This window comes from Massilia haematophila (genome assembly GCF_042647645.1).
GTDB lineage: Bacteria > Pseudomonadota > Gammaproteobacteria > Burkholderiales > Burkholderiaceae_D > Telluria > Telluria haematophila.
Map to the genome: position 1 here is coordinate 2,505,429 of NZ_JBHRVV010000001.1, position 25,494 is coordinate 2,530,922.

Consider the following 25,494-nt stretch of genomic DNA (forward strand, 5'->3'; position numbering starts at 1 on the left):
GGCCCGCCGCCCCCACATCGTTACAGGCCGAAGGCGGTTCGGCCCGTAACGATATGGGGCGCTCAGAACCGTTCGTACTCGGCCAGGTAGCGCCACTGCCCCTCGGGCAGCCCGGCCATCGGGATGCGGCCCACGCGCAGGCGCTTCAGGTCGGTCAGCGTCAATCCCACCTCGGCGCACATGTGCTCGATCTGGCCGGGCTTGACGCCCTTGGCGGCGAAGCGCAGCCGGCCTTCGCTCTGCCAGCTGACTTTCATCGGCGCGATCGGCCGGCCATCGAAGTGCAGACCGTGGTTCAGCAGGGCCAGGCCGCCATCACGGATGCCGCCATCGACCTCGGCCACGTATTCGTACTCGACCCGGCTCGCATCGTCGACCAGCTTGCGCGCCACGCGGAAGTCCTGGGTATAGACGACCAGGCCTGTCGCATCGGTTTCCAGCGGCGTGCACAGGGTCAGGCGCGCCAGGTGGCGTTTCAGGAAACGCGGCGCGCCGTGGGTGGCGAACAGCGATTCGGCCGCGACGCAGTCGAGCGCGTTCGCGCCGCGCGCGCCGACGCCGGCATTCACGCCCGAGGGCTTGTGCAGCAGGATCGTGACCGGCGCCGGCTCCTCGGCCCTGGCGCCCGGCAGCACGGCTACCTGGCGCGACGGGGTGACGCGCGTGGCCGGATCCTCGACCACCACGCCGTCGACGCTGACCCAGCCGCCGGCGATGTAGCGCTCGGCCTCGGCCCGCGAGCATGGCACCAGTTCGGCCACGCGCTTGGCCAGGCGGATTCCTTCGTCGGTCATCAGGCGCGCCAGTCTTTGAAGAAGGATTGAAAGGCCGCGACCGTACGCGCGACATCGGCGGCCGACACGTCCAGGTGGGTCACGATGCGCATGCGCGGACCGACCGTGGCGCGGATGCCCTGCTCCGCCAGCGCCTTGCGCAGCGGCGCGCAGGCCGCGGCCGGCACATCGAGCCAGAAGATGTTGGTCTGCGGGGCCGACACGCTCAGCGCGTCGATCTCGCCCAGGCCGCGCGCCAGCGTCGCCGCGTTCTCGTGATCCTGCGCGAGGCGCTGCACGTTGTGCTCGAGCGCGTAGTGCGCGGCCGCCGCGATCACGCCGGCCTGGCGCATGCCGCCGCCCAGCATCTTGCGCCAGCGCTTGCCCTGCTCGATAAAGCCCTTCGGCCCCAGCAGCACCGAGCCGACCGGCGCGCCCAGGCCCTTGGACAGGCAGACCGACACCGTGTCGAAACCCTGCATCACCTCGCGCAGGCTGAGGCCTTGCTTGACGGCCGCGTTGCAGACGCGCGCGCCGTCGAGGTGGGTGGCGAGGCCTTTCGCATGCGCCAGCGCGGTGGCGGCCGCGACGTAGTCCTGCCCCAGCACGCGGCCGCCGATGGTGTTTTCCAGCGCCAGCAGGCGGGTGCGCGCGAAGTGCATGTCGTCGGGCTTGATGTAGGCCTCGATGTCGGAGAGCAGAATCGAGCCGTCCGGCTGGTTCGCGATCGGCTGCGGCTGGATCGAGCCCAGCACCGCGGCGCCGCCGCCTTCGTACTTGTAGGTATGCGCTTCCTGGCCGACCAGGTACTCGTCGCCGCGGCCGCAGTGGGTCATCAGGGCGATCAGGTTGGTTTGCGTGCCGCTGGGGGCGAACAGGCCGGCTTCGTAGCCGAACAAATCGGCGGCGTAGTCCTGCAGGCGGTTGACGGTCGGGTCGTCGCCATAGACGTCGTCGCCGACTTCCGCGGCGGCCATCGCCGCGCGCATGGCCTGCGAGGGTTGGGTGACGGTGTCGCTGCGCAGGTCGATCCAGTGTTGTTCGCTCATGGGTGTCAGTTTTGGGTTGATACGGCGTCGGAACCTGCCTCGGCGGACTCCGCTTGCGAGGCATAGAAACGCTGGCCCATCTCTTCGAGCCCGAGCGTGGCCAGCACTTCCTGCAAACGTTCGGACGGGCGGCGGCGCGGCAGGTTCTTGTAGGTGGCGACGATCAGCTCGTTCTTCATCGAGTGCTCCCAGCCCACCAGTTCGGTCACGGTCACCTGGTAGCCGTGCGCTTCCAGCTGCAGGCAGCGCAAGACATTCGTTACCTGGCTGCCGAATTCGCGGGTGTGGATCGGGTGGCGCCAGATCTCGGTGAGCGGGCTTTTCAGGTCGCGGCCCTTGTTCTTGCGCAGCACCGATGCGACTTCCGCCTGGCAGCACGGCACCAGCACCATGCGCTTGGCCTTTTTCTTCAGCGCGAAATCGATGGCGTCGTCGGTCGCGGTGTTGCAGGCGTGGAGCGCGGTGACGATGTCGACAGTCGGCGGCAGCTTGCTCGAGGTGGTCGACTCGGCCACGGACAGCGGCAGGAAGGACATGTTCGCGAAGCCCAGGCGCGCCGCCAGTTCGGTCGACTTGGCGACCAGTTCTTCGCGCGTCTCGATGCCGTAGATGTGCGAGGCGTCGTCCAGCGATTTGAAGAACAAGTCGTACAGGATGAAGCCGAGGTAGGACTTGCCCGCCCCGTGGTCGACCAGCGAGACGCCGTTCTTCTCCGCGCGTACATCGTTCAGCAGCGGCTCGATGAAGTTGTACAGGTGGTAGACCTGCTTCAGCTTGCGGCGGCTATCCTGGTTCAGCTTGCCATCGCGCGTGAGGATGTGCAGTTCCTTGAGCAGCTCGATCGACTGGCCTGGACGAACCTCCGGCGGCAGTTCCTGCGCGACCGGAGCCTTGGTGTTGGTGTGCTTAGCGTGCTTCATCGATCCATGCCGCCTGAATGGCTTCCAGTACGCGCTCGCCGCCGCGGGTGCGGTCGTCGTCGAAGCCGTCGAGGCCGACGACCCAGTTGTGCAGGTCGACGAAACGCACGGTCGTCGGATCGACGTCCGGGTACTTTTCGTAGAGTGCTTCGGCGATCGCCAATACGTCAGTCCACTTCATGACGGATCCTGTCAGTGGCTTTTTTCAGCCGCGTGGTTGATGGTGTACTTCGGGATCTCGACGACCAGGTCTTCCTCGGCGATGATCGCCTGGCAGGACAGGCGCGAGTTCGGCTCCAGGCCCCAGGCCTTGTCGAGCATGTCTTCTTCTTTTTCTTCCGGCTCGTTCAGCGAGTCGAAGCCTTCGCGCACGATCACGTGGCAGGTGGTGCAGGCGCAGACGCGGTCGCAGGCGTGTTCGATCTCGATGTCGTTCTCGAGCAGGACGTCGCAGACGGACTTGCCGGCCGGGGCTTCCAGGACGGCGCCGTCGGGGCAGAACGTCGGGTGGGGCAGGATGACGATTTGTGGCACTTGGGTTACCTCGTAAATTGTTTATACTGTTCTAGGGAGGAGCCGTGGACGCTTCCGTAGGGTGGGCACTCCGTGCCCACGCGGAACGACGCGCTAACGCAACTCCCTTTCATACGCTCACGCTGCGCAGAGTTGGCGGCTCGAAAAGCGTCAACGCGGCTCATGCGTTCGCGTGGGCACGGGGTGCCCACCCTACGGTCGGCCGCCCATCCATCCCACACGTTCGCGCAGTGCTTACACCTCGTCCAGCGACTTGCCGGCCAGGGCGCTGCGCACGCTCTTGTCCATGCGGCGCGCGGCGAATTCCTCGGTGCCGTGGGCCAGCGCGTGCACCGCGTCGTGCAGCGCGTTCTGGCGCGCGCCCGGCTCGAGCGCGGCGTCGTTCGACTGCGCGATCGCATCGCGCACGCCCTGCACCAGCTTCGCCACCGCCGCCTGTTCGTCCGCGCTCAGCAGCTCGGCATCGGTATCGAGCGCCGACTGCGTGGCCAGCAGGATGCGTTCGGCCTCGACCTGTTCTTCGCGCAGCGCGCGCATCTGCATGTCGACCTGGGCCGAGCTGTACGAATCCTGCAGCATGCGCGCGACCTCGTCGTCGCCCAGGCCGTAGGACGGTTTCACCGTGATCGAGGCTTCCACGCCCGAGCGCGTCTCGCGCGCCGAGACCGACAGCAGGCCATCGGCATCGACCTGGTAGGTGACGCGAATCCGCGCGGCGCCGGCCGCCATCGGCGGGATGCCGCGCAGCTCGAAGCGCGCCAGCGAACGGCAATCCGTCACCAGCTCGCGCTCGCCCTGCACCACGTGCACCGCCAGGGCCGTTTGACCGTCCTTGAAGGTGGTGAATTCCTGGGCGCGGGCGCAAGGGATGGTCGAGTTGCGCGGGATGATCTTCTCGACCAGGCCGCCCATGGTCTCGATGCCCAGCGACAGCGGGGTCACGTCGAGCAGCAGCCAGTCGTCGCCTTCGGCGCGGTTGCCGGCCAACAGGTTGGCCTGGATGGCGGCGCCCAGGGCCACCACCTTGTCCGGGTCGATGTTCGCGTGCGGAATGGTGTGGAAGAAGTCCCCGACCGCGCGGCGCACGCTCGGCATGCGGGTCGCGCCGCCGACCATCACCACGCCGTCGACGTCCTCGACGCTGACGTTGGCGTCGCGCATGGCCTTGCGGATCGCGTTCATGGTCTTCGCGACCAGGTGCTTGGTGATCTCGGCGAAGGTGGCGGCGGTGATCGTCACGTGCACGATCTCGCCCGAGTTCAGGATGGCGTCGATCGTGGTCTCGTCGTTGGTCGACAGCAGTTCCTTGGCCTGGCGCGCCTTGACCATCAGCGTTGCGGTGTCTTCGTCGGACAGCGGCGCCAGCTTGGCCTGCTCGTTGATCCAGCAGAACAGGCGGTGGTCGAAGTCGTCGCCACCCAGGGCCGAGTCGCCGCCGGTGGCCAGCACTTCGAAGACGCCCTTGGACAGCTTCAGGATCGAGATGTCGAAGGTGCCGCCGCCCAGGTCGTAGACCGCGTAGACGCCTTCCTTGGCGTGATCGAGCCCGTAGGCGATCGCGGCCGCGGTCGGTTCGGACAGCAGGCGCAGCACGTTCAGGCCGGCCAGCTGGGCCGCGTCCTTGGTCGCCTGGCGCTGGGCGTCGTCGAAGTAGGCGGGCACGGTGATGACCGCGCCGACCAGCTCGTCGCCGAGCGAGTCTTCGGCGCGCTGGCGCAGCGTGGCCAGGATCTGGGCCGAGGTCTCGACCGGGCTTTTCACGCCGCCGACGGTGTTGATCTGGACCATGCCCGGAGCGTCCACGAAATCGTAAGGCAGGTTCTCGGCGTGGGCGATGTCTTTCAGGCCGCGGCCCATGAAGCGCTTGACCGAGACCACGGTGTTTTTCGGGTCGGTGGTCTGGTGGGCGCGCGCCTTGTGGCCGATGTGGGCATGGCCGTTCGGGAGGTAACGCACGATGGACGGCAGCAGCGCGCGGCCCTCTTCGTCGCTGAGCACTTCGGGGCTGCCGCTACGCACGGTCGCCACGAGCGAGTTGGTGGTGCCCAGGTCGATGCCCACCGCCAGCCGGTGCTGGTGCGGTGCGGTCGACATGCCGGGTTCGGAAATCTGCAAAAGTGCCATTGTGTGTTACCTGGTTGTTGTTCTTGGGGACTTGACCTGGACGCGGACGTTCGGTTTTCGTAGGGTGGGCTCTCGAGCCCACGCTGTCTCACATGTCGAGCAAACGGACCATCGCACGAAACCAGCAGCCGGGAGAGATTGGCGACATGTTCAGGCGCTATCGCAGATCGGAGGACGTACCGCGTGGGCTCGAGAGCCCACCCTACGAAAAGCAGCTCCATCGTGCGCATGGGCGGCACATGGCCGCCCACCGATCAGCTCTCCAGCGCCTCGAACGCGTACTGTACCTCGTCGCCGAATTTATCGAGGAACATCAGCGCGCGCACGCCTTCGGCCGCCTTCTGGTAGTTCCCCGCGTCGAGCTCCTTGCCGACCTGAGCCAGCATGGTCTTGCGTTCGCCGCGCACCTGGGCGTCGAGTTCGTCCAGCGCCTCGGCGTCCTTGGCGGCGCGGGCATCGCCCAGCGCCTCGCGCCATTCCATCTGCTGCATCAGGAAGGCCATCGGCATCGCCGTGTTCGACTCGGTCTGCAGGTCGACGCCGTTCAGTTCGCACAGGTACTGCGCGCGCTTCTGCGGGTTCCTCAACGTCTGGTAGGCCTCGTTGGCGCGGGTCGCCCACTGCATCGCGACGCGTTTCTCGGCATCGGTGGCGTTCACGAAGCGGTCCGGATGCACGCGGCCCTGGACCTCGCGGTAGGCCGTATCCAGGGCGGCCATGTCGACCTCAAACCGGGCCGGCAGCCCGAACAGCTCGAAATGGTTCTGCATGCCTATCAGATCCGGAAGCTCTCGCCGCAACCGCAATTGTCCTTGACGTTCGGGTTGTTGAAGCGGAAGCCTTCGTTCAGGCCCTCGCGGGCGAAATCGAGCTCGGTGCCGTCGATGTAGGGCAGGCTCTTCGGGTCGACGAAGACCTTCACGCCGTGCGACTCGAAGACGTTATCTTCGTCCGCCACTTCGTCGACGTACTCGAGCTTGTAGGCCAGGCCGGAGCAGCCGGTCGTGCGCACACCGAAGCGCAGGCCGATCCCCTTGCCCCGGCGCTCGAGGTAGCGGTTCACGTGCTTCGCAGCTTTTTCGGTGAGTGTGATTGCCATGTGGTTCCTCCAGCTTGGTTTCGTCTTACGCGCTCGGGTGCTTGGTCTTGTAGTCCGCGACGGCGGCCTTGATCGCGTCTTCGGCCAGGATCGAGCAGTGGATCTTCACCGGCGGCAGCGCCAGTTCTTCCGCGATCTGGGTGTTCTTGATCGCCAGCGCCTGGTCCAGGGTCTTGCCCTTGACCCACTCGGTCACCAGCGAGCTCGAGGCGATCGCCGAGCCGCAGCCGTAGGTCTTGAACTTCGCGTCCTCGATCAGGCCCTGCTCGTTGACCTTGATCTGCAGCTTCATCACGTCGCCGCAGGCCGGGGCGCCGACCATGCCGGTGCCGACCGATTCGTCGTCCTTGCCGAAGGCGCCGACGTTGCGCGGGTTTTCGTAGTGGTCCAGTACTTTGTCCGAATATGCCATGGTAGTGCTCCTAGAATTCTCTTAAGTAATTAGTGGGCTGCCCACTGGATCGAATTGAGATCAATGCCTTCCTTGAACATGTCCCACAGCGGCGACAGTTCGCGCAGTTTGCCGACCTTCGACTTCAGCAGGTTGACCGCGAAATCGATGTCTTCCTCGGTCGTGAAGCGGCCGATGGTGAAGCGGATCGAGCTGTGCGCCAGTTCGTCGCTGCGGCCCAGGGCGCGCAGCACGTAGGACGGCTCCAGCGAGGCCGAGGTGCAGGCCGAACCCGAGGACACGGCGATGTCCTTGATCGCCATGATCAGCGACTCGCCCTCGACGTAGTTGAACGAGACGTTCAGGTTGTGCGGCACGCGGTGTTCCATGTCGCCGTTGACGTAGACCTCTTCGATTTCCATCAGGCCCTTCGCCAGGCGGTCGCGCAGCGCCTTCACGCGCTCGAGCTCGCTGTCCATCTCTTCCTTGGCGATGCGGAAAGCTTCGCCCATGCCGACGATCTGGTGGGTCGGCAGCGTGCCCGAACGCAGGCCGCGCTCGTGGCCGCCACCGTGCATCTGCGCTTCCAGGCGCACGCGCGGCTTGCGGCGCACGTACAGGGCGCCGACGCCTTTCGGGCCATAGGTCTTGTGCGCGGTGAAGGTCATCAGGTCGCACTTGGTCTTTTCCAGGTCGATCTGGACCTTGCCGGTCGCCTGCGCGGCGTCGCAGTGGAAGATGATGCCCTTCGAGCGGCACAGTTCGCCGATCGCGTCGATCGGCTGGATCACGCCGATCTCGTTATTCACCAGCATCACCGAGACCAGGATGGTGTCCGGACGGATCGCCGCTTCCAGCTGGGCGATGGTGATCAGGCCATTGTCCTGCGGCTCCAGGTAGGTTGCTTCGAAACCCTGGCGCTCGAGTTCGCGCACGGTGTCCAGCACCGCCTTGTGCTCGGTCTTGACGGTGATGATGTGCTTGCCCTTCGTCTTGTAGAAGTTGGCGGCACCCTTCAGGGCCAGGTTGTTCGACTCGGTCGCGCCGGAGGTCCAGATGATCTCGCGCGGATCGGCGCCGACCAGGGCCGCCACGTGGGCGCGCGCTTCCTCGACCGCCGCTTCCGCGCTCCAGCCGTACATGTGGCTGCGCGAAGCCGGATTGCCGAACTGCTCGCGCAGGTAGGGAATCATCTTGTCGGCGACGCGAGGATCGATCGGCGTGGTTGCCGAGTAATCCATGTAGATCGGGAAATGCGGCGCAGTCACGAAGCTCTGCTCGATTTTTTTGTCCAAAGGCGCGTTCATCAGTTCACTCCAGTTTGCTTTGCTTCAGTTTTGTCCAACGGTGGCAGCGGCGGTGCGGTGCACCACCACGACGTTTTGTTCTTTCTGCTTTTGCTGGTCGACCAGGTCTTGCAGGGAAACCGAGTCCAGGTAGTCGACCATCTTGGCATTGAGCGTGGTCCACAGCTCATGGGTCATGCAACGGGTGCCGCTGGCGGCGTCGGCGCCGTGGCAGTTTTCCTTGCCGCCGCACTGGGTCGCATCGAGCGGCTCGTCGACCGCGATGATGATGTCGGCCACCGTCACTTTTTCGGCCGGGCGAGCCAGGCTGTAACCGCCACCCGGGCCGCGGATCGACTCGACGATCTCGTGACGGCGCAGCTTGCCGAACAGCTGCTCCAGGTAGGACAGCGAAATGGCCTGGCGCTGGCTGATGCCCGACAGCGTGACGGGACCATTGCCTTGACGCATGGCAAGATCGATCATCGCAGTAACAGCAAAACGGCCTTTGGTGGTCAGACGCATCATAACCCCGGTTAATGTTAAAATATTGCTCTTGTTCACTAATTACAGCTTCCACAGCATCTTGTGGATGGCAGCGGATAAAAACCGGATTAGTTGAACGATTTAGTCAAGTATAGCAAATTCCGGGGGGCTTGTCTTGGAAGCCCCCAAAACCGCCCGGGCGGTTTCAGGGTGTTGTCCGTCGGTGCAGGAACCTGTGTTGCGGAGCATCCAGCAACGTTCGACGCGTGGGCGGCGAAGCCGCCCACCCTACGCCTGTCCGATACCCGTAGGGTGGGCAGCTCCACCGGAATCCGGCGACTATGCGCATTGCATGCGCTGCCCACGCGGCGATACGCGCCGCCTGCCATGCGAAACCGCGCCGACTCCCTCATTCACCGCTTGCGCAACAACTGCATCGGCCCGAACAGTTCCCGCATCCCCTGGTGCCCGATGAAGCTCAGGTTATAAGGATGCTCCGCTACCGCCTGCGGAAACTTCGCCGTCTCCGGCAACTTGCGCAACTCCTCGGCGATCTTTCCCCACAGCACCAGCGTCGGCGGCACTGGCCGCTCGGACAGCACCGCCAGCACCACTTGCAGGAAAGGCAGCCAGGCCCGCGCATCGATCACCGGCTTGACATGCGAACGGAACACCAGCGACGCATTCAGCAGCAGGAAACCCTCGCCTTCCAGGTTCCGCTGCAGCTCGGCCAGCGTGCCGATCGCCCCGTTCGCGAGCGCCGCGGCGGCCACCGGCGCCATCGCCGCCCCGCCTGTTGCATCGACCTGCAACTGCCCGTCCGCCACCAGCAGCATCTTCATGAAGTTGCGCAGCGAAGTGGCGCGGTTGACCGGCTTCGACAGGCCGCTGTCGCTCCACAGCTCGCCCACGGCGCCATCCATGAAGCAGACCCCGGTCGCGCTCTCGGCGCGCGGGTAAGGTCCCTCGCCCACCAGCACGTAGCGCACCTGGTCCAAAGGCTGGGCGAAGGCCGCGAACAGGCGGTTTTCGGTCGGCAGATAGGTGTCGACCGCCAGCGCCGGCAGGTAGCCGGGATTGGCGCGCGCGACCGCTTCCAGGCCGCGCAGCAGGTGCGGCCGCCAGGAGGGATCGGCGAGGTCCAGGGCAGCGAGGATGGCGGCGGGGATGGTCGTATCGGTCATGGCGTGGCGGCGGAAAAAAGAAGCGGATTGTAGCGCAGGCAAGGATGGCGCGCGGCCGCGCAGCGGGGACGCAGCGGGGACGATTCCGCGCTTCAATCTGGCGTGCCCCTTGCGCGATTCGCGGCATGATCCATGCCTCCCGCGGACCTTCCGCCCACCTCGACAAGGAGTGTACCCATGCAAACGATCCAGGATGTGATGACGCGCGACGTGGAAACCATTTCGCCGCAGGAAACGGTGCAGCGCGCCGCGCAGATGATGGACGAGCTGAACGTGGGCGCGATTCCCGTGCTCGACGGCGGCAAGCTGGTCGGCATGATCACCGACCGCGACATCACGGTGCGGTCGGTCGCCGCCGGCCAGGCGCCCGGCTCCACCCGCGTCGGCGACGTGATGAGCACCGACGTGCGCACCTGCACCACGCGCCAGACGGTCGACGAGGTGCTGGGACAGATGGGCGACGTGCAGATCCGCCGCGTGCCGGTGATCGACGAGGACTCGCAGGAGGTCGTCGGCATCGTCTCGCTGGGGGACATGGCGACCAAGCATTCGGCCCAGATCGACCGGACGCTGGACGAGATCTCGACGCCGTCGGAGCCGGATCGGTCGACCCGGCATTGAGGACCTGCGGATCGCCGCGTGGGCAGCGCGGCGGTGGGTGCCGGCGCGGGGCGTGGTTTTGCCCGCGCCGGCGATCACCGCGTGGGCAGCGCATGCCTGGCGGATGATCGGCGGTGATGCTTATTCCGCGTCCGGCTGCTTCGACGGGTGGGCGGCGGCGAAGGCCGGCACTTCGGCGCAGTGGGCGTCGATGCGCGCGATGTTCGGGTAGGCCTTGATGTCGATCCCGAAACGCTGGGCGTTGAACACCTGGGGCACCAGGAAGCAGTCGGCCATGGTCGGCGAGCCGCCGTGGCAGAACGGGCCGGCCGCCGGATCGCGCGCCAGGTGGGCTTCCAGGCCACTGAGGCCTTCGCGGATCCAGTGCTGGATCCACTCGGTCTTGGCTTCCTCGCTCAGCTTCAGCTCCTGGACCAGGTGGCGCAGCACGCGCAGGTTGTTCAGCGGGTGGATGTCGCAGGCGATGATCTGGGCCAGCTCGCGCACGCGGGCGCGGCCCGGGGCGTCGTGCGGCATCAGGGGCACGGCCGGGAAGCGCTCGTCGAGGTATTCGATGATCGCCATCGACTGGGTCAGGGTGATGCGCTCGTCCTGGAAGGCCGGCACCAGGCCGCTCGGGTTGATCTTGCGGTATTCCTCCTGGCGCTGCTCGCCGCCGCCCTTGAGCAGGTGCACCGGCACCGCTTCGTAGTTCAGGCCTTTCAGGTTCAGCGCGATCCGCACCCGGTAGGCTGCCGAACTGCGGAAATAGGTGTAGAGCTTCATTCCTTCCTCCCGTGGTAATGCGCGACTTCGTGATCGATGGCGCCGAAAATGCTCGCGCCGGTAACATCCAGCATCTCGATGCGCACGCTGTCGCCGAAGCGCAGGAACGGCGTCTTCGGCGCACCGTGTTCGATGGTTTCGTACATCCGCACCTCGGCCAGGCAGCAGTAGCCGACGCCGCCGTTGGCGATGCTCGAGCCGTGCAGGTTGCCCTGCTTGTTCGAGACCGTGCCCGAACCGACGATGCTGCCCGCGCCCAGTTCGCGCGTTTTCGCGGCGTGCGCGACCAGCTGGGCGAAGCTGAAGGTCATGTCTTCGCCGGCGTTCGGCTTGCCGAACAGCTGGTCGTTCAGGGTGACCCGCAGCGGCAGGTGCAGCTTGCTGTCGCGCCAGGCGTCGCCCAGCTCGTCCGGCGTGACGGCCACCGGCGAGAAGGCGCTGGCCGGCTTCGACTGGTAGAAGCCGAAGCCCTTGGCCAGTTCGTTCGGGATCAGGTTGCGCAGCGAAACGTCGTTGACCAGCATGACCAGGCGGATCGCGCTCGCCGCCTGCTCGAGGCTGGCGCCCATCGGCACGTCGCCGGTCACGACCGCCACTTCCGCTTCCAGGTCGACGCCCCAGTCTTCCGACATCACGGCGATCGGGTCGCAGGGACCGATGAAGCGGTCCGAGCCGCCCTGGTACATCAGCGGGTCGGTGTAGAAGGAGGCCGGCACCTCGGCGTTGCGCGCCTTGCGCACCAGCTCGACGTGGTTGATGTAGGCCGAGCCGTCGCACCACTGGTAGGCGCGCGGCAGCGGCGAATGGCATGCGGATTCGATGAAGGACTCGGCCTCGTCGGCGGTGCCGGCGTTGAGCTGGTCGTAGACGGCCTGCAGGCGCGGCGCGACCTGGTCCCAGTCGTCGAGCGCGCCCTGCAGCGTGCGCGCGATCGTCGGGACCGCCTGGCAGGTGACGAGATCGCGGCTGACGACGACCAGCGTGCCGTCGCGGCCGCCGCTTTTGAGGGTGGCGAGTTTCATGGCGTTTTCCTTTGTTGTTGCGTTGTTGCCGCCATTAAAGATGAAAACGGACTATCATACAATCAATATTTTCCGACCCATTTATCGGATTATCTTATGAATCCTACCCTGCGCCAGATGCGTGCCTTCGTGGCGGTCGCCAAGACCGGTAACTTTACGCTGGCGGCGCAAAGCCTGCACGTCACGCAGTCGGCCCTGTCCGGCTTGATCAAGGAACTCGAGCAGACCCTGGGCGCGCGCGTGGTCGACCGCTCGACGCGCAAAATCACCCTGACCGACATCGGGCGCGAACTGTATCCGCTATTTAGCCAGATGATCGACGATCTCGACGGTGCGCTGGCGAACGTCGCGGATCACACACAGTTGCGAAAAGGCATCGTTCGCATTGCGGCGCCGCAACTGATGTGCTGCACCTTGCTGCCCGAAGCGATCGCGGCCTATCGCGCCGGCTTGCCGGACATCGAGGTGCGCCTGGCCGACAGCGAGGTGGACAGCGTGATCGCGCGCGTGCTGTCGGGAGAGTCGGACATCGGCATCGGGCCCGAGCGCGAGCCGACCCCGCTGCTGGAGGCCAGGCAATTGTTCGAGATGCCTTTCGCCCTGGTTTTTCCACCCGGCCATCCGCTGGAAGCGGCCGAGCGCGTCACCTGGCAGGACGTCACGCGCTTCCCCTTCATCGCCCTGCAAGGCCAGTTCACCGAACGGCTGCTGGCCGACATGCACGCGCTGCTGCGCGAGCTGCCCCTGAAGCCTGCGAACGAGGTGAACTTCATGACCACGGCCCTGGCGATGGTCAGCGCGGGGCTCGGCGTCACGGTCTGCCTGCCCTATGCCGAACCGCTGGCGCGCCTCTACCGGCTGCACATGCGTCCGCTCGAGGAGCCCATGCTCACGCGCCGCTTCTTCGTCTATACGCGCGCCGGACGTTCACTGTCGCCGGCGGCGGAAAGCTTCATCGATTTCCTGTTTCCCTATGTTGCGTCGAAACGTCGGCGGGTGGACGGCGCCTGAGTCCTTGCCTGCCGCCATCGGGCAGCTGCGCTAGAATCGAGCGATCGCTTTTTCCCTTCCCGGCACCGCATCATGTCCCACAACACCATCGCCATCAACCAGCGCATGGACAGGTTCGACAGCCACGCCAGCGTCTGGCTGTTCGGCTACGGTTCGCTGATCTACAAGGCCGACTTCCCCTTCCTCGAACGCCGCCCGGCGCACATCACGGGCTGGAGCCGCCGCTTCTGGCAGGGCTCGCACGACCACCGCGGCACGGAAACCGCGCCGGGCCGGGTCGTCACCCTGGTGCCCGAGCCCGGGGCGGTGTGCCATGGCATGGCCTACCTCGTCACGCCCGAGGAATTCGCCCACCTCGACCACCGCGAAAAGAACGGCTACCTGCGCCTGGCAACCGAGATCGGCTTCGAGGACGGCAGCAGCGCCCTTGGCCTGGTCTACATTGCGACCCACGAGAACGCGGCCTTCCTCGGCCCGGCCAGCGAGCGCGCGATCGCCCGCCAGATCGCCGAGGCGCGCGGACCGAGCGGCCCGAACAGCGAATACCTGCTGGAGCTGGCCAAGGCCCTGCGCGAGCTGGGCAAGAACGATCCGCACGTGTTCGAGATCGAGCGTCACCTGGTGGAGCTGGCGGAGCACTGATCTGTGCTTGCACCATAGCGGTATGAGGGCGCGGTGTTAGGGCGCGGTATTAGGGCGCGGTATCAGGGCGCGTTGACGGACGGCGCAGCGCCCATCAGGCTATCCCTCCCGCAGCCTTGCCGCACAGCGGCCGCGCTTGCGCAAGGCATTTTCTCGGGTCTGCAACGCAGCGCTCCTTTCACGTCCTCACTTTTCCGCAGTCAGCGCCTTGATCGCCTTCTCGAGCGCCTTGATCTTGTCGCGCATCGTCGTCAGGTTACGCGCGAGGACCGCATTGCGCTCCCAGTCCGCGTTTCTGGACGCGGGGACGTAGCCGGTATAGCGTCCGGGCTCCCTGATCGAGTTCGGCACCATGGTCGCGCCGGTGATGTGGACGTTGTCGACGATCTCGATGTGGCCGTTGATCATGGCCGCGCCACCGAAGGTGCAGTGCTTGCCGATGTTGGCGCTGCCGGCCACGCCGACGCAGCCGGCCATGGCCGTGTGGGCGCCGATGTGGCAGTTGTGGCCGATCTGGATCTGGTTGTCGAGCTTGACGCCGTCCTCGATCACGGTGTCGTCCAGCGCGCCGCGGTCGACCGTGGTGTTGCAGCCGATGTCGACGTCGTCGCCCATCACCACGCGCCCGGTCTGCGGAATCTTGATGTAGGCGCCGCCGTCGACCGCGAAACCGAAGCCGTCGCCGCCGATCACGGCCCCGGAGTGGACGATCCCGCGCGCGCCCATGATGCAGCGCGCGTGGAAGGTGACGTTGGGGAAGAGTTGCGTGCCCTCGCCGAGCACCGCTTCGCGGCCGACGTAGCATCCGGGACCGATCACCACGCCGGCCTTGACGACCGCGCCCGCCTCGACCGTGACGTAGGCGCCGATATGGGCCGTCGGGTCGACCTGCGCGCTGGCGTGCACCAGGGCCGTCGGATGCACGCCCGGGGCCGGCGGCGCTTCACGCTGGGAAACAAAGTACTGCGCCGCACGTGCATACCAGGCATAGGGATTGGGGCTCACGATGCGCGCGCCCTCGTAGGTGGCCGCGACTTCCGGCGCATCGGCAGGCGACAGCACCAGCGCCGCCGCATGGCTCTGCGCGGCCAGGGTGCGCAGCTTGCTGTTGCTGAGAAAACTGATGTCGGAAGCGCCGGCACGGTCCAGCGGCGCGATGGCCATGACTTCGATGTCCGCGTCGCCCTCCAGTTGGCCGCCGAAACGCTCGACCAGCTCGGCTAGTCGGATTCCCTTGCTCTCCCCTCTCATCGCGGCTCTCCTCGCATGGCGCTGTCGGTATGTCCATTTGGACAAGCGGGCCTGAAGAGCGGTTCCAGCAACGGCGAGGTGCGCCAACCTGGATCAAACGTGGAACACTACAAGTTCAGAACAAGTCCATCTGCGCGCTGGCCTTGCCCTTTTGCCTGCCGTTCGACGCCGGCACCACCAGCGGCCGCCGGAACTGCGACGTGTCGAGCCGCTCGAAGCGCCCGCGCAACGCCCCCAGGCCGAGGCGCTCGACGGTCTTGTCGAAGCGCTGGCGGATCAGGTCGGCCCAGATGCCCTCGCCATGCATGCGGCGGCCGAAGTCGCTGTCGTAGTCCTTGCCGCCGCGCAGGTCGCGCACGCGGTTCATCACACGCTGGGCGCGTTCCGGGAAGTGCGCTTCCAGCCACTCCTGGAACAGCGGATTTACTTCCCAGGGCAGGCGCAGCACCACGTAATGGGCGCTGACCGCGCCGGCGTCGCGCGCCGCTTCCAGGATCTTCTCGATTTCCGGTTCGGTGACGAAGGGGATGATCGGCGCCACGCTCACGCTCACCGGTATGCCGGCGTCGGTCAGGGTGCGGATGGTGCGCAGGCGCCGCGCCGGCGTGGGCGCGCGCGGTTCGAGGGTGCGCGAAATTTCCGAGTCGAGCGTGGTGAGGGTGATCGCCGCACAGGCCTGGGCATTGGCCGCCATCGGCGCCAGCAGGTCGATGTCGCGCTCGATCAGCGAGGACTTGGTGACGAGCCCGACCGGGTGCCGGCATTCGTGCAGCACTTCGAGCACCTGGCGCGTGATGCGGCGTTCGCGCTCGCAGGGTTGATAGGCGTCGGTGTTGACGCCGATGGCGATGTGCTCGGGCTTGTAGGATGGGCTGGCGAGCTCGCGCCGCAGCAGCTCGGCCGCGTTGACCTTGGCGAAGATGCGGCTCTCGAAGTCCAGGCCGGGCGAGAGACCGAGGTAGCTGTGGCTCGGCCGCGCAAAGCAGTAGATGCACCCGTGCTCGCAGCCGCGGTAGGGATTGAGCGAAACATTGAACGGGATGTCGGGCGAGCTGTTGCGCGAGAGGATGGACTTTGCCACCTCGTCGGTCACGACGGTCTTGAACGGTGCCGGCGCGCCGCCCTCTTCCACTACGGCCCAGCCGTCATCGAAGCGTTCGCGGCCGTTGACGTCGTAACGGCCCTGGATGTTGGAGACGGCGCCACGCCCTTTCGTGGCGGCAGGCGCTGGCGCGAGCACGATCTGCTCGGCGCTGTATTCCCGGTCAATTGTTCGTTCGCGATCGGCCATGCGGCACCTGTACTGTATATTTACACAGTATGGTACGCTGCTATTCCCTGCAATTCAAGCGCGGCACGAACGCTGCCTGTTGTTCGACGAAACCGTCGAAGGCCGCGAACAACGGTGCATAGGGCGCGCCGTCGCCCCCGAGCTGGGCCAGGGCGTAAGCGCTGGCCTCCAGGGTGGACAGCTGGTCGGGCGCATGCGCCTTGCGGATACGGTAGTGCGAGGCCGGCATGTCGCGCAGCGCCAGGCGTGGCAGCTGCTGCAGGGCCGGGTTCAGGTACAGCATCTTGCGGCTTTTACGCCACGTTGCATCGAGCACGACCAGGCGAATTTCCTCCGGCGCGGGCAAAGGGGCCGGCGCCGGCGACTGGCTGTTCGCGGACGACTGGCTGTTCGCGGGCGTCTCCGGGTAGAGCAGCACGGGAGTGCGCCCGTCCGCATGCAGCAGCGCGTCGAGGCGCGCCGGTTCGAAGGTCTCGCCTACCTCGAGCACGCTGCCGGCCACGCTCAGGTGCAGCAGGCGCGCGCTGTTCTTGGCGTTGGCCACTTCGAGCGGGTGCTGCAGGATCAGCAAGGCGGCCGGCGATCCCACCGGGCGCACCCAGCGGCAAATGCAGGCCGGTCGCGCGCGCAGGCAGGCGGCGCAGGTGGCGCGGCGGGAACTTGGGGGCTGGCTCATCGGCGCTCGGGCAAAAGGCGCCGATTGTAGCAGCCCGGGGGCGGCTCCCGCCGCCCGCCCGCTTACGCAGGCTGGCCCTGTTGCTGGCGCAGCGCCGCCAGCGCGCCGCTCCAGGCCACCACCTGGTCGAGCATGGCGTCGACCGACTTCGCCTGGTGGGCGGCCGGCTTGAAGGTGGCGAAATTCTCGAAGTCGGTGAACAGCGACAGCATCACCTGGGCGCGCACGTCGGCCACCATCAGTTCGCCCATCACCAGGCGCAGGCTCTCGATGGCGCGGGCGCCGCCGGCGCTGCCGTAGCCGACGAAGCCCGCGGCCTTGTTGTTCCATTCCTTGTACAGGAAGTCGATCGCGTTCTTCAGTGCGCCCGAGGTGCCGTGGTTGTACTCGGGCGTGACGAACACGAAGCCGTCGAACTCGGCGATCTTCGCCGCCCAGGCGAGGGTGTGCGGTTGCGAGTACTGGCCCATCGAAGGCGGCACCGGCTCGTCGAGCAGGGGCAGCTTGAAATCCTCGATGTCGACCAGCTCGTATTGCGCATCGCTGCGCTTGCCCGCCGTCTCCATCACCCAGCGCGCCACGTCCAGCGCCTTGCGCCCGGGACGGGTGCTGCCAACGATAACCGCCACCTTGATCATGATCGCCTCCTCGCAAGCCAGGGAACACTCCCGCGCCCATTCTAGTAAGTTGCCCGAGGCGGGCGCGCCGCGTTGCAAGGGAACAAAAATGCCTGCTTATCTGCGCCCGGTAAGACGTCCCAGCAGGCCGATCACCTGTTCGAGGTCGTAGGGCTTGGCGAGGATCTTCACGTCGGGGATCGAGACACGGCGTTCGGTGTAGCCGGTGGCGAGCACGACCGGCAACGCCGGCCAGCGTTCGCGTACCAGCGCCGCCAGGTCGATGCCGCTGATGCTGCCCGGCATGACGATGTCGGAAAACACGATATCCACGGCCGCGCCGCGCTCGAGCAGCGCGCGCGCCTCCTCGCCATTGACGGCGACGCGCACCGTGAAGCCGGCGGCACGCAAGCCCTCGACCACCGCTTCGCGCACCAGCGCGTCGTCCTCGACGAACAGGACGGTGGCGCCGGCGCCGGGCGCGGCGCCGTCCGGCGCGCTGTCGGGTACGGCAAGCGGCGGGGCAGGCGTCATGGCATCCGACACGGTAGCCGGCGCGGTAGCCGACGCGGTATCCGCATCGGTGCCCGGCGCGGCGCCCGGCGCAGCCGCCGGCACGCCGGACGTCTCGGCCGGCCGGACGGCGCCGTGCGCCGCCGCAGGGGCCGCATCGTCCGCCGCCGATTCGTCGGCGCGCGGCAGGTAGATGTGCACGCGGGTTCCCTTGCCGGGCGTGCTGTGCAGGGTCAGCGTGCCCTGCGCCTGGGTGGCGAAGGCATAGGCCTGGGCCAATCCCAGTCCGGTGCCCTGCCCCGTCGGCTTGGTGGTGAAAAACGGATCGAGGGCGCGCGCCAGCACTTCCTGGGTCATGCCGGCGCCCTCGTCGGACACCGTCAGGTGCACATAGTCGCCCGGCGCCAGGCCCGGCGGGGACGCCTGCTCGGCCTTGCGCGCCGCGATGCGCAGCGTGCCCCCGGCCGGCATCGCGTCGCGCGCATTGATCGCGAGGTTCAGCAGCGCCAGGTCGAACTGCAGCGGCTCGACCGTGACCGGCCACAGGCCGGCCTCGAACGCGGTCTCGATCCGGACCTTGTCGCCGACCGCGCCGCGGATCAGGTTCAGCGCGCTGGCAAGCTGGGCGTTGGCATCGACCGTCACCAGCCGCCCCTCCTGCACCCGGCCGAAGGAGCCGAGCTGGCCGGTCAGCGTGGTGGCGCGCGCGACGGTGCGCCTGCAGGTCTCGATCAGGCGCTGCAGGTTCGGCTCCCTGGCCTGCATCGCCGCCAGTTGCAGGGCCGTGGTCAGGGTCTGCAGCAGGTTGTTGAACTCGTGCGCGATGCCGGCCGTCAGGCGCCCCAGCGACTCGAGCTTCTGGCCGCGCAGCAGCGCGCCCTGCGCCTGCTCGGTCGCCAGGATCGCCTCGTTGACACGGTGCTCGAGCTCGCGCTTCGAGCGCCGGATCTGCTTGCTGGCCTCGACCATGCGCCAGGCCACGGTATCGACTTCCTCCAGCCCGTAGGGGCGATACGGAATCTCCTCGCCGTCGGCCAGGCGGTCGGCGCAACGGCCCAGGTATTCGACCGGCGCCACCGCGCGGCGGGCAAACCAGCGTCCGACGGCCACCGCCAGCACCAGCAGCAGCGCCATCATCGCCGCCAGCAATGCCGCGGCCTCGAGCGGCACGCGCCGGACCTCGGCGTTCGGAATGCTGATCAGGACCCGCCACTGGGAATTCGGTACCGTGCTGGCCAGGGTGCGCACCGGGACGCCCTCCAGGGTCTTGCTGTCAAAGAAAAAATTCCGGGTCGTGGCGGCCAGGTGCCGGCGCGTCTGCTCGCGCAACAGCATGCCGACGTAATGCCCGGGGTCGCGCGAGCGGGCCGCGATACGGCCGTTGCGGTCGGTCACGTTGACGCTCCAGGTGGCCGGGAACTGCTGGCGCTGTACCAGGCGCTGCAGGATGCCGACGTGGATGCCCAGCACCAGGTGGTAGCGGGTCTTGCCGTCGACCACGACCGGCACCTGCATCATGAAGTCGTAACGCTGCAGCCGCGGCAAGAAGAACAGGTCCGAGATCAGGGTCTGTTCGCCGCCCAGGCGCTGCATCAGCGCCGGCAAGTTCGAGGGATCGCGCCCGCTCAGGGGCATTCCCAGTGGGCGATTGGTGTTCAGCAACGACTTGCCGTCCAGGCCATACAGGACCGCCACCGCGTCGACGCCCTCGGCAGCACGGCGTGCATGCTCGTGGAACTCGGCATGATCGCCGCTGGCCAGCGCCGGCGAGGCCGCCAGCGTGCGCAGGATGCCTTCGTGGTGGCGCATCTCGTTGTCGATCAGCAGGGCAAAAGCCCGGCCGGTCTCGGCAATGTTGCGCTCCTGGTCCTTTTGTTGTTCCTCGTAGACATAGGCGACCGCCAGCGCAGCGCCGATGAACGAGGGGACCAGGAGGGTAACGACAAGGATCAGCAGCCGGTTCCGGAAACGCATTGTGGTCGGGTCCTCCTGGGCCGGCATACAGCATGAAACGACGATGACACTGCCGGGGTCCTGCGCCTGACCGGCAACGAGAAGCCGGCAGCGCGCCGGCTCACCGGGCGATTATACAAGAGGCAACCTTGTTCGCCTGTTCACTTATTTCCTTGCTCTTCGGGCAAGCTTGTAAACGTTCGCTATTGATCTATGTAAGCATCTTTGCCACACGCGAAAATTTAGCTCTGGAATTGCCCAATCGGATATTGCCCTAGGCCATCGGCCTGCCTAGAATCAACTTATTCCGCCAAGCAATCTGTCGCACCGGCAGACACTTTCCAGAGTCGCCCATGTTCCAAGTTCGCCCAGCAGCCGTCCGCCGCATCGCCACCGTCCTCCTCGCCAGCCTCGCCATGTTGCCAGGCCTGGCGATCGAACAGGAGCTCCAGCTCGACTACCGCATGAACGAACGGGTCGTGCAGGTGCCGGCCGGCCGCGACGGCCGCGCCATGCTCGAGACCACCGTGTTCCGTCCGAACGGCCCCGGCCCCTTCCCGCTGCTCGTCATCAATCACGGCAAGGATCCGGGCAGCCCGAGCGCCCAGCCGCGCGACCGCTTCTACTACATGGCCGCCGCCTTCGTGAAACGCGGCTACGCCGTGATGGTGCCGATGCGCCAGGGTTTCGCCAATTCGACCGGCCGCTACCGCGACCGCGGCTGCGACATGACCGCCAACGGCTACCTGCAGGCCGAGGACATCCGTGCGGCAATCGACTACGCCCGCACCCAGAGCTGGGTCGACGCCGAGCATGTGATCGTCGCCGGCCAGTCCTACGGCGGCCTGGCCACGATGGCGCTCGGCACCGAGCAGCTGCGCGGCGTGCGCGGCCTGATCAACTTCGCCGGCGGCCTGCGCGACGACAGCGCCGGCTGCGGCTGGCGCTCGGCCCTGGTCTCGGCCTTCGCCGAGTACGGCGCGAACAACAAGATCCCGAGCCTGTGGATGTACGGCGAGAACGATTCGCTGTTCGGCCCGGACCTGGCGAACCGCATGCACGAAGCCTTCCAGCAGGCGGGCGGCAAGGCGCGCCTGGTCGAGTTCCCCTCGTTCAAGCGCGACGCCCACGGCATGCTGGCCAGCCGCGACGGCGAGAAAATCTGGCTCGACGACACCATGCGCTTCCTGCGCCAGATCGGCATGCCGACCGAGGTGGTCTACAACGTGCCGCCACCGCCGACCCCGGCGCGCACCAACTACGCCCAGCTCGACGATATCGAGGCCGTGCCCTTCCTGTCGGAGAACGGACGCCGCGCCTATGCCGACTACCTGACCAAGATGACGCCGCGCGCGTTCGCGGTGTCGCCGAGCGGCGCCTGGACCTGGGCCGAGGAAGGCGAAGCGCCGGAAGCGCGCGCCCTGGCGACCTGCTCGGCCAAGAGCACCGAGCCCTGCAAGCTGTACTCGGTCGACGACTATGTGGTGTGGAACGGCGAGCGCCTCGATGCTGCCGAGAAGGCCTCGATGACGGCCTCGATCGCCGCCCCGGCCGATCCGAACGCGCCGGGCGCGGTGGGCAGCACGGTGCCGACGCCCCAGCCGGCGGCCCAGCCTGCAGCGGCGCCGGCAGAATAACTCGCCGTTTATTTCATCCAGTAATTTGTACAGTCAAGCCGCCGGCGCACCCTTGTGGTGCGCCGGATGCGTTTACACGCAGCACACGCGACATGGCGCAAACCCGTCCCGCGGTCGAGCCCGGAAAATGGGGCACACCACCATTCGGAGCCATTCATGCGGTGCTTCACCCGGATCCTCTTCGCCATGCTGGCGCTGGCCCTGCTGCCGGCGGGGCCGGCGCGCGCCGCCAACAACGATCCGGTGGTGCTGGTGCACGGCTTCCTCGGCTTCGGACCCGAAGCCTTCCCCACCAGCGGCTACCTGTACTGGGGCGGTTACCACGACATCGCCGGCCACCTGCGGCTCTACAAGGGGCCGCGCACGGTGTTCACCGCCACCGTCGGCGCGATCAGCTCGAACTGGGACCGCGCCGCCGAGCTCTACGCGCAGATCAAGGGCAGCTGCGTCGACTATGGCCTGAATCACTCGCGCACGCCGCTGCCCGGGCAGGAACAGAAGCCCTTCGGGAAATGCTGGGCCGCCGACCCCACCAACAACCCGCAGGGCTATCCGCTGGCGCTCTACCCGGCCTGGGATGCCGCGCACCCGCTCCACTTCATCGGCCACAGCCAGGGCGGCACCACGCTCCGCGCCCTGGTCGAGCTGCTCGAACACGGCGCGCCCGGCAAGGGAGACGGCGAGCTCTACCAGGGCGGCAAGACCGGCTGGGTGCGCAGCGTGACCACCCTCTCGGCGCCGCACAACGGCACCACGCTGCGCGACGCCGTGCTCGACATCCTGCCCCAGCTGCGCTCGCCGCTGCGCGACCTGATCGAGGCCGATTTCCAGCGCTGGGAACTGGCGCCGGACGGCGCACGCGACTTCAACCTGTGGGCGCGCACCTCGCCCCACGTCTACTACTTTTCGGTCGGCACCCTGGCGACCGAGGCCGGCGCCTGGTGCTGCAACGGCACCGACCGCGCGATCGCCCCGATCCAGAGCTCGAACCACCAGTACCCGCGCGTCGACATGATCCCCTATTTCAAGACCTATGCCGGCGAATGGATCGTGCCCTCGGTGCGCCAGCACGGCATGGGCGGCTACACGCAAAGCGCGCCGGGGCGGGTACGCGTCGACAGCGAATGGTTCGCCAACGACGGCGTGGTGAACACGGCCAGCATGCGTGCGCCGGCCGGCCACCCGGTGCGCGAGTTCGACGGCACGCCGGTGCGCGGCACCTGGAATTTTCTCGGGAATTACCGGGGGTACGACCACTTCGATATCCTGAACTGGCCAAACAAGGGGCCGTCGGCGGATCCGATCTACGAGCGGATCAGCGATATCATTTTTGGCTTGTGATTGCCCGGCGCTTCGCGGCGCAAGGTTTGGCTCGGATCAACCGCCGTAGCGCGTGGACACAGGTGTCCACCCTACGAAAAGCCGGGCGCAAAACCTTATGGTTGTAGCCGTTGTAGGGTGGACACCCGTGTCCACGCGGTCGAACGCTTGAATGAACGCACCGCGTCGCGCAGCGCACGACGACGGCCGCACTCCCACCCCGAACTGATCGCCCTCTACCCTGTCATGCCGCCGAACGCAGCGCGCGCGCCAGGTCCGACAGGCGGTAGGGCTTGTTGACGAAGGCGAAGTCGCTCAGGTTGGCGTGCTCGAGCTTCAGGGCCGGCAGCGGATAGCCCGAGGCCAGGATGATCTTCACATCCGGATAATGCTTGCGCGTATAAGCCGCCAGCTCGACGCCGTTCATCCCGTGCGGCATGATGACGTCGGTGAACAGGATGTCGATGTCGCGGCTCTGCAGGAGCGCCAGTGCTTCCTGGCCGCTGGAGGCGGTCAGGACCTGGTAGCCCATGCTGATGTAGAGCGCCGAGGCGACGTCCAACAGGTCCGGCTCGTCCTCGACGATCAGCACCGTCTCGGTAATTTCCTGCTGGGCCGGCAGGTCCTGGCCAGGCGCGGCCGGCAGGTAGATCGAGATCGACGTGCCCTCGCCCGGTGCGGTGCGGATCTTCACCTCGCCGCCGGACTGCTTGATGAAGCCGTAGACCTGGGACAGGCCGAGGCCGGTGCCCTTGCCCACCTCCTTGGTGGTGTAGAAGGGCTCGAAGGCGCGCTCCGCGGTCTCGGGCGACATGCCGGTGCCGGTGTCGGCCACCGTCACCTTGACGTAGGCGCCGGGGGCCAGGCCGTTGACTTCGCGTTCGGCCAGCTCCACGTTCCCGGTATCGATGCACAGGCGCCCGCCCTCGGGCATGGCGTCGCGCGCATTCACCACCAGGTTCAGCAGGGCCGACTCGAAGCGGGCGCTGTCGATGACGGTGGCGCGGATCTCCGGCGCCAGGTGCACCTCGAAATCGATCGCGGCGTTGACCGCGCGCCGCAATACCGACTCGAAGCCCGAGATCAGCCGGTTGACGCTGTGGGTTTCCGGCTGCAGCGGCTGCTGGCGCGCGAAGGCGAGCAACTGCTGGGTGAGCGTGGCGCCGCGGTCGATCGCGCGGCGCATGCTGTCGAGGGTCTTGGCGTCGGCCCCGCCGCCGCTACGCAGCGTCAATACCTCGAGGCCGCTGGCCAGCACCGACAGCAGGTTGTTGAAGTCGTGGGCGATGCCGCCGGTGAGCTGGCCGATCGATTCCATCTTCTGCGCCTGGAACAGCGCCGCGTTGGCTTCGGCCAGGGCGTCGGCCGCGGCCTTCTTCTCGGTCAGGTCGCGCGTGACCTTGGCAAAGCCGATCAGCTCGCCCTCCTCGTCGTGGATGGCGTCGATGATGACGTGGGCCCAGAAACGGGTGCCGTCCTTGCGCATGCGCCAGCCTTCGGCCTCGTAGCGCCCTTCCCTGAGCGCGGTGCCGAGCGCGCGCGCCGGCAGGCCGCTTTCGCGGTCCTCGGGCGTGTAGAAGCTGGAAAAGTGCTGGCCGACGATCTCCTGCTCGGAGTAGCCCTTGATGCGTTCGGCGCCGCCGTTCCAGTTGCTGACCACGCCTTCCGGCGACAGCATGTAGATTGCATAGTCGGACACGCCCTGCACCAGCAGGCGGAAGCGTTCCTCGCTGGCGCGCAGCGCGTCCTGGGCTTTCTTGCGTTCGGTGATGTCGCGCGTGATCTTGGCGTAGCCGAGCAGGTTGCCGTGCTCGTCGTGGATCGGGTCGATGATGACGCTGGCCCAGAAACGGGTGCCGTCCTGGCGCACGCGCCAGCCTTCAGCCTCGTATTTACCCTCCGCCAGCGCGGTGGCCAGGGCACGCGCCGGCAGGCCGCTGGCGCGGTCCTCGGGCGTGTAAAAGCGCGAAAAATGTTCCCCCAGGATCTCGGGCGCCTCGTAGCCCTTGAAGCGGCGTGCGCCGCTGTTCCAGCTGCTGACGTGGCCTTCCGGGTCGAGCATGTAGATCGCATAATCCCGGATGCCCGAGATCAGGTACTGGAAGCGCTGTTCTTCGGTCAGGTCCTGCTTGACGTGAATTCTCTTGTTCATGGGCGGATGGCGCGCCTGCGGTGAGGGAAACATCTTATGATAACTCCAATATCTGCAATCCTGCCACGCGCAAATCATCCCTGCGCAGCCCGGCACCCACCGGCGTCAAGCACGATTTGTCTCGAAATCATTGCTGTCCGTGCCAATGTCGGTTTCGCGGCGTAATGACAGGGCATT

25 protein-coding genes are annotated in these 25,494 nt (G+C 66.8%); 5 read left to right on the forward strand and 20 right to left on the reverse strand.

Annotated elements, in window-relative coordinates; genetic code table 11:
• Nucleotides 1-62 precede the first annotated feature (62 nt).
• The 12 genes from ACFOPH_RS11155 to ACFOPH_RS11210 all read right to left on the reverse strand — a co-directional run bounded on the left by ACFOPH_RS11155 (nucleotide 63) and on the right by ACFOPH_RS11210 (nucleotide 9,846).
• Nucleotides 63-794, reverse strand: coding sequence for an rRNA pseudouridine synthase (locus ACFOPH_RS11155; protein WP_379735273.1), 732 nt, complete (start codon nucleotides 792-794; stop codon nucleotides 63-65).
• Entirely contained in the window at nucleotides 794-1,822 is a 1,029-nt protein-coding gene (gene ltaE / locus ACFOPH_RS11160; RefSeq protein WP_379735275.1) for a low-specificity L-threonine aldolase, read from the reverse strand. The genes ACFOPH_RS11155 and ltaE overlap by 1 nt, the downstream gene beginning before the upstream one ends.
• 5 nt (nucleotides 1,823-1,827) lie before the next feature.
• Nucleotides 1,828-2,742 (reverse strand): class I SAM-dependent methyltransferase, encoded by a 915-nt coding sequence (locus tag ACFOPH_RS11165; RefSeq protein ID WP_379735277.1) that lies wholly within the window; start codon nucleotides 2,740-2,742, stop codon nucleotides 1,828-1,830.
• Entirely contained in the window at nucleotides 2,729-2,923 is a 195-nt protein-coding gene (gene iscX / locus ACFOPH_RS11170; protein WP_312550519.1) for a Fe-S cluster assembly protein IscX, read from the reverse strand. Before iscX ends, ACFOPH_RS11165 begins: the two co-directional genes overlap by 14 nt.
• A gap of 11 nt (nucleotides 2,924-2,934) precedes the next feature.
• On the reverse strand, nucleotides 2,935-3,276 hold the full coding sequence (gene fdx, locus ACFOPH_RS11175; RefSeq protein WP_312550518.1) for an ISC system 2Fe-2S type ferredoxin: 342 nt from the start codon (nucleotides 3,274-3,276) through the stop codon (nucleotides 2,935-2,937).
• A 234-nt stretch (nucleotides 3,277-3,510) separates the two neighbouring features.
• A complete protein-coding gene (gene hscA, locus ACFOPH_RS11180) occupies nucleotides 3,511-5,400 on the reverse strand; it encodes a Fe-S protein assembly chaperone HscA (RefSeq protein ID WP_379735280.1) in 1,890 nt (629 codons plus the stop codon).
• Nucleotides 5,401-5,654: 254 nt separating this feature from the next.
• Complete coding sequence (gene hscB, locus ACFOPH_RS11185; RefSeq protein WP_312550516.1) at nucleotides 5,655-6,170, reverse strand: Fe-S protein assembly co-chaperone HscB; 516 nt, start codon at nucleotides 6,168-6,170, stop codon at nucleotides 5,655-5,657.
• A gap of 5 nt (nucleotides 6,171-6,175) precedes the next feature.
• A complete protein-coding gene (gene iscA / locus ACFOPH_RS11190) occupies nucleotides 6,176-6,499 on the reverse strand; it encodes an iron-sulfur cluster assembly protein IscA (protein ID WP_312550515.1) in 324 nt (107 codons plus the stop codon).
• 25 nt (nucleotides 6,500-6,524) lie between these two features.
• Nucleotides 6,525-6,911, reverse strand: a complete 387-nt coding sequence (iscU, locus tag ACFOPH_RS11195) for a Fe-S cluster assembly scaffold IscU (RefSeq protein WP_312550514.1) — start codon at nucleotides 6,909-6,911, stop codon at nucleotides 6,525-6,527.
• 29 nt (nucleotides 6,912-6,940) lie between these two features.
• Nucleotides 6,941-8,197: an IscS subfamily cysteine desulfurase gene (locus tag ACFOPH_RS11200; protein ID WP_312550513.1), complete on the reverse strand. Its 1,257-nt coding sequence runs from the start codon at nucleotides 8,195-8,197 to the stop codon at nucleotides 6,941-6,943.
• Between the two features lie 24 nt (nucleotides 8,198-8,221).
• Nucleotides 8,222-8,701: a Fe-S cluster assembly transcriptional regulator IscR gene (gene iscR, locus ACFOPH_RS11205; RefSeq protein WP_312550526.1), complete on the reverse strand. Its 480-nt coding sequence runs from the start codon at nucleotides 8,699-8,701 to the stop codon at nucleotides 8,222-8,224.
• Nucleotides 8,702-9,075: 374 nt separating this feature from the next.
• Nucleotides 9,076-9,846 carry a uracil-DNA glycosylase gene (locus ACFOPH_RS11210; protein WP_312550512.1) on the reverse strand — a complete coding sequence of 257 codons (771 nt, stop codon included), beginning with the start codon at nucleotides 9,844-9,846 and terminating at the stop codon, nucleotides 9,076-9,078.
• Nucleotides 9,847-10,023: 177 nt separating this feature from the next.
• Between ACFOPH_RS11210 and ACFOPH_RS11215 the strand changes: the two genes are divergently transcribed.
• Nucleotides 10,024-10,467, forward strand: coding sequence for a CBS domain-containing protein (locus ACFOPH_RS11215; protein ID WP_379735283.1), 444 nt, complete (start codon nucleotides 10,024-10,026; stop codon nucleotides 10,465-10,467).
• A 120-nt stretch (nucleotides 10,468-10,587) separates the two neighbouring features.
• On the opposite strand, the gene maiA is transcribed toward ACFOPH_RS11215, so the two are convergent.
• Both maiA and ACFOPH_RS11225 read right to left on the reverse strand, forming a co-directional pair.
• Entirely contained in the window at nucleotides 10,588-11,232 is a 645-nt protein-coding gene (gene maiA / locus ACFOPH_RS11220) for a maleylacetoacetate isomerase (protein WP_379735285.1), read from the reverse strand.
• A complete protein-coding gene (locus ACFOPH_RS11225) occupies nucleotides 11,229-12,254 on the reverse strand; it encodes a fumarylacetoacetate hydrolase family protein (RefSeq protein ID WP_312550509.1) in 1,026 nt (341 codons plus the stop codon). Before ACFOPH_RS11225 ends, maiA begins: the two co-directional genes overlap by 4 nt.
• Nucleotides 12,255-12,350: 96 nt before the next feature.
• On the opposite strand from ACFOPH_RS11225, the gene ACFOPH_RS11230 reads away from it, so the two are divergent.
• Together ACFOPH_RS11230 and ACFOPH_RS11235 are read left to right on the forward strand one after the other, a co-directional pair.
• On the forward strand, nucleotides 12,351-13,265 hold the full coding sequence (locus ACFOPH_RS11230) for a LysR family transcriptional regulator (RefSeq protein WP_312550508.1): 915 nt from the start codon (nucleotides 12,351-12,353) through the stop codon (nucleotides 13,263-13,265).
• Nucleotides 13,266-13,337: 72 nt separating this feature from the next.
• Nucleotides 13,338-13,907, forward strand: coding sequence for a gamma-glutamylcyclotransferase (locus ACFOPH_RS11235; protein WP_312550507.1), 570 nt, complete (start codon nucleotides 13,338-13,340; stop codon nucleotides 13,905-13,907).
• A 186-nt stretch (nucleotides 13,908-14,093) separates the two neighbouring features.
• Here the strand turns inward: ACFOPH_RS11235 and lpxD are convergent, their stop codons facing one another.
• The 5 genes from lpxD to ACFOPH_RS11260 all read right to left on the reverse strand — a co-directional run bounded on the left by lpxD (nucleotide 14,094) and on the right by ACFOPH_RS11260 (nucleotide 20,229).
• Nucleotides 14,094-15,158, reverse strand: coding sequence for a UDP-3-O-(3-hydroxymyristoyl)glucosamine N-acyltransferase (lpxD, locus tag ACFOPH_RS11240; protein ID WP_379735288.1), 1,065 nt, complete (start codon nucleotides 15,156-15,158; stop codon nucleotides 14,094-14,096).
• A 115-nt stretch (nucleotides 15,159-15,273) separates the two neighbouring features.
• Complete coding sequence (locus ACFOPH_RS11245) at nucleotides 15,274-16,449, reverse strand: PA0069 family radical SAM protein (RefSeq protein ID WP_379735290.1); 1,176 nt, start codon at nucleotides 16,447-16,449, stop codon at nucleotides 15,274-15,276.
• 40 nt (nucleotides 16,450-16,489) lie between these two features.
• Nucleotides 16,490-17,125 carry a tRNA-uridine aminocarboxypropyltransferase gene (locus ACFOPH_RS11250; protein ID WP_312550504.1) on the reverse strand — a complete coding sequence of 212 codons (636 nt, stop codon included), beginning with the start codon at nucleotides 17,123-17,125 and terminating at the stop codon, nucleotides 16,490-16,492.
• Between the two features lie 62 nt (nucleotides 17,126-17,187).
• On the reverse strand, nucleotides 17,188-17,763 hold the full coding sequence (locus tag ACFOPH_RS11255) for an NADPH-dependent FMN reductase (RefSeq protein WP_379735292.1): 576 nt from the start codon (nucleotides 17,761-17,763) through the stop codon (nucleotides 17,188-17,190).
• 96 nt (nucleotides 17,764-17,859) lie between these two features.
• Entirely contained in the window at nucleotides 17,860-20,229 is a 2,370-nt protein-coding gene (locus tag ACFOPH_RS11260) for a hybrid sensor histidine kinase/response regulator (RefSeq protein WP_379735294.1), read from the reverse strand.
• Between the two features lie 332 nt (nucleotides 20,230-20,561).
• Here ACFOPH_RS11260 and ACFOPH_RS11265 point away from each other — a divergent pair, with 332 nt between their 5' ends.
• Together ACFOPH_RS11265 and ACFOPH_RS11270 are read left to right on the forward strand one after the other, a co-directional pair.
• A complete protein-coding gene (locus ACFOPH_RS11265; protein ID WP_379735296.1) occupies nucleotides 20,562-21,845 on the forward strand; it encodes a dienelactone hydrolase family protein in 1,284 nt (427 codons plus the stop codon).
• Between the two features lie 156 nt (nucleotides 21,846-22,001).
• Entirely contained in the window at nucleotides 22,002-23,186 is a 1,185-nt protein-coding gene (locus ACFOPH_RS11270; protein ID WP_379735298.1) for an esterase/lipase family protein, read from the forward strand.
• Between the two features lie 223 nt (nucleotides 23,187-23,409).
• Here the strand turns inward: ACFOPH_RS11270 and ACFOPH_RS11275 are convergent, their stop codons facing one another.
• The gene (locus ACFOPH_RS11275) at nucleotides 23,410-25,317 is read right to left on the reverse strand and encodes a hybrid sensor histidine kinase/response regulator (protein WP_379735300.1); all 1,908 of its coding nucleotides are present in this window, start codon (nucleotides 25,315-25,317) and stop codon (nucleotides 23,410-23,412) included.
• Nucleotides 25,318-25,494: the final 177 nt, after the last annotated feature.

Coding starts and splice junctions, on each gene's coding strand:
- ACFOPH_RS11245 (WP_379735290.1), bottom strand. CDS start 16,449: ATGGCCGATCGCGAACGAACAATTGACCGGGAATACAGCGCCGAGCAG.
- ltaE (WP_379735275.1), bottom strand. CDS start 1,822: ATGAGCGAACAACACTGGATCGACCTGCGCAGCGACACCGTCACCCAA.
- lpxD (WP_379735288.1), bottom strand. CDS start 15,158: ATGAGAGGGGAGAGCAAGGGAATCCGACTAGCCGAGCTGGTCGAGCGT.
- ACFOPH_RS11165 (WP_379735277.1), bottom strand. CDS start 2,742: ATGAAGCACGCTAAGCACACCAACACCAAGGCTCCGGTCGCGCAGGAA.
- ACFOPH_RS11200 (WP_312550513.1), bottom strand. CDS start 8,197: ATGAACGCGCCTTTGGACAAAAAAATCGAGCAGAGCTTCGTGACTGCG.
- ACFOPH_RS11275 (WP_379735300.1), bottom strand. CDS start 25,317: ATGAACAAGAGAATTCACGTCAAGCAGGACCTGACCGAAGAACAGCGC.
- hscA (WP_379735280.1), bottom strand. CDS start 5,400: ATGGCACTTTTGCAGATTTCCGAACCCGGCATGTCGACCGCACCGCAC.
- ACFOPH_RS11235 (WP_312550507.1), top strand. CDS start 13,338: ATGTCCCACAACACCATCGCCATCAACCAGCGCATGGACAGGTTCGAC.
- ACFOPH_RS11210 (WP_312550512.1), bottom strand. CDS start 9,846: ATGACCGATACGACCATCCCCGCCGCCATCCTCGCTGCCCTGGACCTC.
- ACFOPH_RS11265 (WP_379735296.1), top strand. CDS start 20,562: ATGTTCCAAGTTCGCCCAGCAGCCGTCCGCCGCATCGCCACCGTCCTC.
- ACFOPH_RS11250 (WP_312550504.1), bottom strand. CDS start 17,125: ATGAGCCAGCCCCCAAGTTCCCGCCGCGCCACCTGCGCCGCCTGCCTG.
- maiA (WP_379735285.1), bottom strand. CDS start 11,232: ATGAAGCTCTACACCTATTTCCGCAGTTCGGCAGCCTACCGGGTGCGG.
- iscA (WP_312550515.1), bottom strand. CDS start 6,499: ATGGCAATCACACTCACCGAAAAAGCTGCGAAGCACGTGAACCGCTAC.
- ACFOPH_RS11270 (WP_379735298.1), top strand. CDS start 22,002: ATGCGGTGCTTCACCCGGATCCTCTTCGCCATGCTGGCGCTGGCCCTG.
- ACFOPH_RS11230 (WP_312550508.1), top strand. CDS start 12,351: ATGAATCCTACCCTGCGCCAGATGCGTGCCTTCGTGGCGGTCGCCAAG.
- iscU (WP_312550514.1), bottom strand. CDS start 6,911: ATGGCATATTCGGACAAAGTACTGGACCACTACGAAAACCCGCGCAAC.
- iscR (WP_312550526.1), bottom strand. CDS start 8,701: ATGCGTCTGACCACCAAAGGCCGTTTTGCTGTTACTGCGATGATCGAT.
- ACFOPH_RS11255 (WP_379735292.1), bottom strand. CDS start 17,763: ATGATCAAGGTGGCGGTTATCGTTGGCAGCACCCGTCCCGGGCGCAAG.
- ACFOPH_RS11260 (WP_379735294.1), bottom strand. CDS start 20,229: ATGCGTTTCCGGAACCGGCTGCTGATCCTTGTCGTTACCCTCCTGGTC.
- ACFOPH_RS11225 (WP_312550509.1), bottom strand. CDS start 12,254: ATGAAACTCGCCACCCTCAAAAGCGGCGGCCGCGACGGCACGCTGGTC.
- ACFOPH_RS11215 (WP_379735283.1), top strand. CDS start 10,024: ATGCAAACGATCCAGGATGTGATGACGCGCGACGTGGAAACCATTTCG.
- hscB (WP_312550516.1), bottom strand. CDS start 6,170: ATGCAGAACCATTTCGAGCTGTTCGGGCTGCCGGCCCGGTTTGAGGTC.
- ACFOPH_RS11155 (WP_379735273.1), bottom strand. CDS start 794: ATGACCGACGAAGGAATCCGCCTGGCCAAGCGCGTGGCCGAACTGGTG.
- iscX (WP_312550519.1), bottom strand. CDS start 2,923: ATGAAGTGGACTGACGTATTGGCGATCGCCGAAGCACTCTACGAAAAG.